This window comes from Pseudonocardia sp. SID8383, from assembly GCF_009864975.1.
GTDB classification, from domain to species: Bacteria; Actinomycetota; Actinomycetes; order Mycobacteriales; family Pseudonocardiaceae; genus Pseudonocardia; species Pseudonocardia alni.
This window is the reverse complement of sequence record NZ_WWFY01001150.1, coordinates 1-7466: the sequence shown is the minus strand read 5'-3', so window position 1 is coordinate 7466 and position 7466 is coordinate 1. Positions and strand designations below refer to the sequence as shown.

Below are 7466 nucleotides of genomic sequence, written 5' to 3'. Positions count from 1 at the left end.
TCACCGCGGGCCCCGGTCCCCGCCGGGCCCCGGCACCCCGCCCGCCGCGACCCGGCTCTCCCGCGCCGTCCGCCCCCGGTAGCGGGACAGCGCCACCCCCGTCAGTGCGAGCACGCCGCCGAGCAGCGCCAGCGGCGGCGGCAGCTCCCCGAGTACCGGCCACGCCATGAGCACCACCAGCGTCGGGACGAGGTAGGTGGTGACGCCGAGCTGTCCCGCGTCGGTCCGCGACAGCGCGTACGCCCAGGTCCCGAACGCGAGCGCCGTCGGGACGAGCCCGAGGTAGACCATCCCGGCGATCTCCGGCCCGGACGCCGTGCCGAGACCGTCGGCCAGGTCGCCGGCCCACGGCAGCGTGACGACCGCTCCGACCACGCAGGCGACCTGGGTGACCTGCACCGCGGGCAGGCGCCGGAGCACGGGCTTCTGGGCGAGCACCCCGATCGTCCAGGTCGCGGCGGCCAGCAGGCACAGCAGCGCGCCCACCGGGCCCCCGGCACCGGCCGGGCCGTCGCCCGAGGTGGCGAACCCGATCAGCACGGCCCCCGCGAACCCGATCCCGGCGCCCGTCAGCAGCGGGCGCGGGAAGCCCTCCCGCAGCACGACGCCGGCGGAGAGCGCGATGAGGATCGGTCCGACGTTCACCAGCATCGCTGCGGTCCCGGCGTCGAGGCGTTCCTCGGCCGCGTTCAGCGCGACGTTGTACACGGCGAACCAGCTCACCCCGCACACCACCATCAGCAGCCACTCCCGCGCGGTCGGCCGCACCCAGGACCGCGATGCCAGCACGGCGAGCGTGAGCGCGGCCCCGCCGACCGCCAGTCGTCCGAGCGCGAGCGCACCGGCGCCGAACGCCGGCCCCACGGCCCGGATCGCCACGAACGCCGACGCCCACGCCAGCACGGTCACCCCGGCCGCCGCGGCGACCCGCATCCCTGTTCCCGTCACGGCGACGACGCTAGGCGCCGGACGTTTCGGCCTGCACCGAATTCAGCCCCGGTAGTACGGTGCCGTCGCCGCGAGGGTCGCCTCCCAGTCCGGCATCGGTGCCCCGGCCAGGACTGCGGCGAGCCGGTCGAGGTACCAGTGCCAGCCCGGGCCGGCGTCGGCCGGGGAGAACCCGTCGGGCAGCACCTGCTCGAACACGAGCACGGCGCCCCCGCCGTCCGGGGTGAGCGTCACCGACAGCTCCCACGGCTCGCCGTCACCCTCCCGGATGTCGACGACCAGCCGGTGCGGGGGCTCGCAGTCCCGGACGAGCACGGTGGACGGGGCGCCGCCGCCGTCCTCGTCGCTGGTCAGGACGAGCTCGACGGTGCCGCCGGGCCGCCCGTCGCCGCTCCACCGCCCGAACCACCGCGCGCAGCGGTCCGGGTCGGTGACCGCCGACCAGACGTCGGCGACGGGTTCGTCGTGGACGCGGCGGAACCGCAGCACGGCACGCCCGTCGGTGCCGCGGACCACCTCCCCGGCACGGCTTCCGGTATCGGTCACGGGTTCCTCCTCGATCCACGGGCCAGTTCGGTGTCGAGCGCGTCGAGCCGCTGCGTCCAGAAGCCGCGCAGCCCGGCCAGCCACTGCTCGGCCGCGGCAGGCCCGGACGGGTCGACCGCGTAGAGCCTCCGGGTCCCCTCCGCCCGGACGGTGGCGAACCCGTTGTCCCGCAGCACGCGCAGGTGTCGGGAGACGGCCGGCTGCGATATCCCGAACTCGGCGCGGACGACCTCGGTCACCCGCCCTGCCGTCCGCTCGCCCCCGGCAAGGAGTTCCAGGATGCGCCGCCGGACGGGGTCGCCCAGCACGTCGAACGCTTTCACAACTCCGAGTTTATATAACTCTGAACGGAAATAGTAGCCCGCTGGACGGATCGACGCCTCGCCGCTATGGTTCATTACATGACTAATGAACCACTGCACTACGGCACCGGGAGGTCGCCGTGATCGACGACGGACGCCCGCTGTTCGCGCAGATCGCGGAGGACATCGCGTCCGCCGTGGTGGACGGGACCTATCCGGAGGAGACCCAGGTGCCGTCCAGCAACGAGCTCGCCGCCTTCCACCGGATCAACCCGGCCACCGCGGCGAAGGGTCTCAACCAGCTGGTCACGCAGGGCGTGCTCTACAAGAGACGGGGGATCGGCATGTTCGTCGCCGAGGGGGCACGGTCCCGGCTGCTGGAGAGCCGCCGCGAGGACTTCGCCCGGCAGTACATCGCTCCGCTGGTCACCGAGGCCCGCAAGCTCGGCATCGACCCCGAGCAGCTCAAGAAGATGATCGACGTCTGGGGGGACGACCGATGAGCACCGACGTGATCGCCATGCACGGCGTCACGAAGCGCTACAGCGACGTGACCGCGCTCGACGACGTGACGTTCACGCTGGAGGAGAACCGCATCCACGGGCTGCTCGGCCGCAACGGCGCAGGCAAGACCACCGCGATGCAGATCCTCACCGCGCAGAACTTCGCGACCTCCGGGCGCGCCGAGATCTTCGGCGAGCAGCCCTACGAGAACGCCCGGGTGCTCGCCCGCACCTGCTTCATCCGCGAGTCGCTGAAGTACCCGGACGAGTACCGGGTCCACCACGCGCTCCGGGCCGCCGCGAGCGTGTACCCGCAGTGGGACCAGGCCTTCGCCGACCGGCTCGTCGGGGAGTTCGGGCTCCCGCTCACCCGGCTCTGCAAGAAGCTCTCGCGCGGCCAGCAGTCCGCGGTCGGGGTGATCATCGGACTGGCCTCGCGGGCCCCGCTGACCTTCTTCGACGAGCCCTACCTGGGCCTCGATGCCGTCGCCCGGCAGATGTTCTACGACCACCTGCTCGCCGACTTCGCCGAACACCCGCGCACCGTCGTGCTCTCGACGCACCTGATCGACGAGGTCTCCGACCTCATCGAGCACGTCGTCCTGATCGACCGGGGCCGCGTGCTCATCGACGAGGAGGCCGAGGCGCTGCGCGGCCGGGCCGTCACCGTCTCCGGGCCCGCCGAGTCGGTCGAGCGGTTCGCCCGCGGCCACACCGAGCTGCACCGGGAGCGCCTCGGCGGCTTCCTCCGCGTCACCCTCTCCGGGGTCGCGCCGACCCGCACCGGCCCCGCCGAGCCGAACCTGCAGTTCGAGCCGGTCTCGCTGCAGCAGCTCGTCGTCCGTACGACCCAGCACAGCGCGGCGCCGGGCACCGGCGTCGCCCAGGAGGTCCTGTCATGACCGCCGTCACCGCCGACCGCAGCCCGGTCGAGAGCACATCCGCCCGGGTGCGTGCCGCGATCCGGATGGGCACGGTCAACTGGGGCCGCCGGTTCGGGGTGGCGTGGCTGATCCTGGCCGTCGTCTTCGTGCTGCACCAGACCATCTGGTGGGTCGTGAGGAGCAACGGCGGAGATGTGGAGGCCGGGTACATCGGCGCGCTGACGTCGTTCTTCTTCATCCTCGGCAGCACCTATCTCGCGCTGATGACCCAGGTGATGCCGTTCGCGCTGAGCCTGGGCATCACGCGACGGCACTTCTACCTCGGCACCGTCCTGCTGGTGGCGGCGGAGACCCTGGTCAGCGCGGTCGGGCTCAGCGTGCTGCTGGCCGTCGAACGGGCCACCGACGGCTGGGGTCTGCGGGTCCAGTTCTTCGAGATGGGCTTCATGGGGCAGTCGAACCCGGTCACCCAGGTGCTCGTGTACTGGGTGCCGCTGCTGACGATCGGACTGGTGTTCGTGCTGCTCGGTGCGGTATTCCGGCGCTGGGGACAGCTCGGGGTCTGGGGCGCGGCCCTGGTGCCCGTGCTGGTGGTCGCCGCCGGGATCGTGCTCCTGACCTGGCAGAACGCCTGGGGGGCGTTCGGCCGGTTCTTCGTCGAGACGCCGACGTGGGCGCTGCTCGCCGGCTATCCGCTGATCCTCGCCGCGGTCGCGGCGGGGGCCGGGTACCTGGTGCTGCGCCGCGCGACTCCCTGACGGAGGACCCGGCGGGGCCCGGCACCCTCGTGGGGGGTGGTGCCGGGCCCTCAGCCGGCCAGCACGAGATCGGCCCGTTCCGGTGCGCCACCGGAACGGGCCAGCTCCTGTTCGGCGCGCCGCCAGCCGTCGCGGTACGGGGCGTAGCCCGGCCAGTCCGCCCGCCCGCGCAGCCGCCGCTCCCGCTCGTCCGCCGACGCCTCCACCCAGATCGCCAGCGAGGTCACCGGCGCCAGCTCGGCCGCGCCGCTCCCGCACCCCTCCAGCACGACGACGGCCGCCGGCTCCAGCGTGCGTTCCGGTCCCGGCCGGTCGCGCACCCAGTCCCACGACGTCCAGCGCAGCGTCGTACCGGCCGCCAGCGGGTCACCGATCCCGCGCCGGGCCAGCGCCGGGACCCGGGGCAGCCCGTCCCAGCCGGGGCACAGGTCCTCGATCTCGAGCAGCGGGGCCCCGAGCCGGTCGGCGAGCTCGCGGGCCCGCGTGGACTTCCCGGCCCCGGAGAACCCGTCCACGGTGACCAGCCGGTTCCCGGCGGGCCCGGCGGGGGCGGCGTGCACGAGCCGGGCGACCGTGTCGGTCCAGCCCCGGTCCGCGACCGCCCTCACGGCCGGACGACCACCTTGACCTGCGACGCGTCGGGGGACAGGGCGTCGCCGACGTGGTCGAGGTCGACGTGCCCGGTCACCAGCCGGCCCAGGTCCACCGCGCCCGACGCGGCCATGCGCACCGCCGTCGGCCAGGTGTTGGCGTACCGGAAGGTGCCGGTCAGGGTGATCTCGCGCGACTGCAGCATCGACACCGGCAGCGTCATCTCGTCAGCACCCATCCCGACCAGCACCGCGGCGCCTCCCGGCCGGACCGCGGGCAGCCCGCCCAGCACCGCGGCCGGCACCCCGGAGCAGTCGACGAAGGCGTCCACACCGGACACGTCGGCACCCGGCGCGACGACGTCGGTCGCGCCGAAGTCGCGGGCCAGCGCGGCGCGCGCCGGGTCCGGGTCGCTGACGACGACCTCGGCGGCGCCCTGCACCGCCGCCACCTGCGCGACGAGCAGCCCGATCGGCCCCGCCCCGGCGACGAGCACCCGCGACCCGACCCCGGTGCCCGCCCTGTGGTTCGCCCACAGCGCGACCGACAGCGGTTCGAGCAGCGCGGCGACGTCGTCGGAGACGTGCTCGGGGACGGGGTGGGCGAAGTCGTCGGCGATCGTCACGTACTCGGCGAACGCGCCGTCGACCGGCGGGGTCGCGAAGAACACCATGTCCGGGCACAGGTTGTAGGCGCCGGTGTGGCAGTACCGGCAGCGACGGCAGGGCACACCCGGCTCCAGCGAGACGCGCTCGCCGATCCGCCGCGCGTCGACGCCCTCCCCGACACCCACGATCAGCCCGGACGGCTCGTGCCCGAGCACCATCGGCTCGCGCAGCACGAAGTCGCCGATCCGGCCGTGCCGGAAGTAGTGCACGTCGGAGCCGCAGGTGCCGACCGCCGCCACCCGCACCAGCACCTCCCGCGGACCGGGCCGGGGGACCGGTCGCCGCTGCACCTCCAGCTCACCGGCGGCACGCAGCACGCTGCACCGCATCGACTCCGGCACCTCGGCGATCGTCGTCACGGGCACGACGGTGGCACGCACGGGCGGGCCGGGCAACGCGGTGCGCCGACCGCGCCGGACGTACCGGTGCGCGCACGGTCGATCATTCCGGCGGACGTCGTCCGCCCCCGGGAGGTCCGCCGGTGGTGTACTGCTCCGCGACGAGAGGGAGGACCGGCCGCCCCGCGGGTGGCCGGCGACGAGAAGGACGCCCATGGGCTCGGCCATCGAACGACCGGCGGTCACCGGCTTCCACCACGTGGCGGCGGCCGTGACCGACGTGGAGTCCAGTGCACTCTGGTACCAGCGCGTCCTCGGGCTGCAACGGCTGCCGATGACCTTCCCGCACCACGACGCCGCCGACGGCTCGTCGGAGAAGGCGGCGCTGCTCCTCGACGTCGTGACCGGAGTGATGATCGAGCTGCACGCCCCGGCCGACGGCGACGGCGGCGGCCCCCGCGGCGCGCTCGACCACCTGGCGTTCGGCGTCGCCGACCGCGCGACCCTCGACGCCTGGGCCGCCTGGCTGGACAGCCTCACCGTGCCGCACGGCGGCGTCGTCGACCGGACCGACCCGACCGGCTACGCGACGCTGGAGTTCCGCGACCCGGACGGCATCGCGCTGGAGTTCATCCACTTCCCCGGCCGCGGTTAGGAGCTGCCCCGGCGGGGGTCCACACAGACCAGGCCCCACGGCCGGTCGTCGACCCGGGTCATCACCACGGTGGCGTGCCGCGACCCGCGGCCGCGCAGCTTCCGGGCGATCGCCTCGACGTCACCGGCCAGGCCGCGGCGCCGCACGTCGACCGCGCCGACGTCGAGCTCGCGCAGCAGCCGGGGCAGCCGCTTCTGGTCCCACGGACGGGAGTCGAGCACCCGCAGCGGCCGCGCGAACGGCGTGGCCGGGGGCTCGTCGTCGCCTGTGAGAAAGGCGATCCGCGGGTCGATCCGGGCGGTGCCGGTGGCCCGGGCCAGCGCGGAGACCAGTCCGGCCCGGGTGACGGCCGGGTTCGGGTCGAGCAGCCAGACGCCCGGTTCGCCGACCGCGATCCCGGTGTCCCCGTCCGGCGGGTCCGGCTCGCCCTGCAGTTCGTGCACGCCGTCGTCGTCGACGACGGTGGCGCGCGTGCGGGCGCGGGCCAGCGCGGGGGACCAGGCGCAGGCCTCCTTCAGCTCGCGTCCGAGCGCGAGGAACTCGATCTCCCAGTCCGGCGGGACGGTGTCGTGGTCGATCCCCGGTGCCGCCTTGATCCCGACCGCGCCGGCTCGCCGCTCCAGCTCCAGGCACCAGCCCAACGGCGGCTCGGACTCGCCGGTCCGCATCCGGCCACCGCCGGTGCGCCGGGCCGGGTCGACGAACACGCCGTCGGTGCCGGACAGGTCGGCGTCACGCACGTCGCGCCGCACCGTCCGGGCCGAGCCGCCGTGCACGGCCGCGTTGCGGTCGGCCATCCACAGGTGCACCGGATCCAGGTCGACGCCGGTGACCTCGTGGCCCGCCGCGACCAGCGAGACCAGGTCGCCGCCGATCCCGCAGCACAGGTCGACGACCGCGCGCCCGGCGAATCGGGCGGCCCGGTGTCGCGCGATCACCTCCGACGACGCCTGCTCCAGCCCGTCGCGCGTGAACCACATCCGCGCGGCCCGTGCGAACTTGCGGGCGGCCCGGTCCCGCAGCCCGGCCTGGGCCATCGCGTCGGCGACCAGCCCGGCGTCGTGCTCACGGCGCAGCGCGGTCCCCAGCCGGAGCGCGGCGTCACCGTCCCGGTCGGCGACGGCGAGCCGCTCCAGCAGCGCCGTCCCCTCCGGCCCGGCGAGCCGCTCCAGCCGGGCGATCGGATCGTCGTCCACGACGACAGTGTCCACGGCGCCGTCCCCGGCACCGTCGTGTGCCCGCACCGGCGTCGGCCGCCGCGGACCGGCGGGCG

General features: G+C 74.6%; 10 protein-coding genes. 4 read left to right on the top strand and 6 right to left on the bottom strand.

Annotated features, from left to right (window positions below):
* The 3 genes from GTW08_RS28045 to GTW08_RS28035 are packed head-to-tail and all read right to left on the bottom strand — an operon-like array spanning position 1 to position 1817.
* On the bottom strand, positions 1 to 948 hold the full coding sequence (locus tag GTW08_RS28045) for a DMT family transporter (RefSeq protein ID WP_304580203.1): 948 nt from the start codon (positions 946 to 948) through the stop codon (positions 1 to 3).
* Positions 949 to 990: 42 nt separating this feature from the next.
* Positions 991 to 1494, bottom strand: a complete 504-nt coding sequence (locus GTW08_RS28040; protein WP_083659028.1) for an SRPBCC family protein — start codon at positions 1492 to 1494, stop codon at positions 991 to 993.
* Positions 1491 to 1817 (bottom strand): ArsR/SmtB family transcription factor, encoded by a 327-nt coding sequence (locus GTW08_RS28035; protein ID WP_073577835.1) that lies wholly within the window; start codon positions 1815 to 1817, stop codon positions 1491 to 1493. The genes GTW08_RS28040 and GTW08_RS28035 overlap by 4 nt, the downstream gene beginning before the upstream one ends.
* Before the next feature lie 122 nt (positions 1818 to 1939).
* Here GTW08_RS28035 and GTW08_RS28030 point away from each other — a divergent pair, with 122 nt between their 5' ends.
* The 3 genes from GTW08_RS28030 to GTW08_RS28020 are packed head-to-tail and all read left to right on the top strand — an operon-like array spanning position 1940 to position 3941.
* Positions 1940 to 2299, top strand: a complete 360-nt coding sequence (locus GTW08_RS28030; protein WP_062404114.1) for a GntR family transcriptional regulator — start codon at positions 1940 to 1942, stop codon at positions 2297 to 2299.
* Positions 2296 to 3201, top strand: a complete 906-nt coding sequence (locus GTW08_RS28025; RefSeq protein WP_073577834.1) for an ABC transporter ATP-binding protein — start codon at positions 2296 to 2298, stop codon at positions 3199 to 3201. The genes GTW08_RS28030 and GTW08_RS28025 overlap by 4 nt, the downstream gene beginning before the upstream one ends.
* Positions 3198 to 3941 carry a hypothetical protein gene (locus GTW08_RS28020; protein WP_073577833.1) on the top strand — a complete coding sequence of 248 codons (744 nt, stop codon included), beginning with the start codon at positions 3198 to 3200 and terminating at the stop codon, positions 3939 to 3941. Before GTW08_RS28025 ends, GTW08_RS28020 begins: the two co-directional genes overlap by 4 nt.
* Positions 3942 to 3991: 50 nt before the next feature.
* Here the strand turns inward: GTW08_RS28020 and GTW08_RS28015 are convergent, their stop codons facing one another.
* On the bottom strand, positions 3992 to 4549 hold the full coding sequence (locus GTW08_RS28015) for a hypothetical protein (RefSeq protein WP_083659027.1): 558 nt from the start codon (positions 4547 to 4549) through the stop codon (positions 3992 to 3994).
* Positions 4546 to 5559 carry an NAD(P)-dependent alcohol dehydrogenase gene (locus tag GTW08_RS28010; protein WP_304580202.1) on the bottom strand — a complete coding sequence of 338 codons (1014 nt, stop codon included), beginning with the start codon at positions 5557 to 5559 and terminating at the stop codon, positions 4546 to 4548. Before GTW08_RS28010 ends, GTW08_RS28015 begins: the two co-directional genes overlap by 4 nt.
* Positions 5560 to 5752: 193 nt before the next feature.
* Between GTW08_RS28010 and GTW08_RS28005 the strand changes: the two genes are divergently transcribed.
* Positions 5753 to 6193, top strand: coding sequence for a VOC family protein (locus tag GTW08_RS28005; protein WP_073577832.1), 441 nt, complete (start codon positions 5753 to 5755; stop codon positions 6191 to 6193).
* Here the strand turns inward: GTW08_RS28005 and GTW08_RS28000 are convergent.
* Positions 6190 to 7389, bottom strand: a complete 1200-nt coding sequence (locus GTW08_RS28000; RefSeq protein ID WP_253068962.1) for a class I SAM-dependent methyltransferase — start codon at positions 7387 to 7389, stop codon at positions 6190 to 6192. The two genes, GTW08_RS28005 and GTW08_RS28000, sit on opposite strands and share 4 nt — an antisense overlap.
* Between the last annotated feature and the right edge of the window lie 77 nt (positions 7390 to 7466).

Bases quoted from the DNA above. Each gene is read 5' to 3' on its own strand.
- GTW08_RS28025 (WP_073577834.1), top strand. From the start codon at position 2,296: ATGAGCACCGACGTGATCGCCATGCACGGCGTCACGAAGCGCTACAGC.
- GTW08_RS28020 (WP_073577833.1), top strand. From the start codon at position 3,198: ATGACCGCCGTCACCGCCGACCGCAGCCCGGTCGAGAGCACATCCGCC.
- GTW08_RS28005 (WP_073577832.1), top strand. From the start codon at position 5,753: ATGGGCTCGGCCATCGAACGACCGGCGGTCACCGGCTTCCACCACGTG.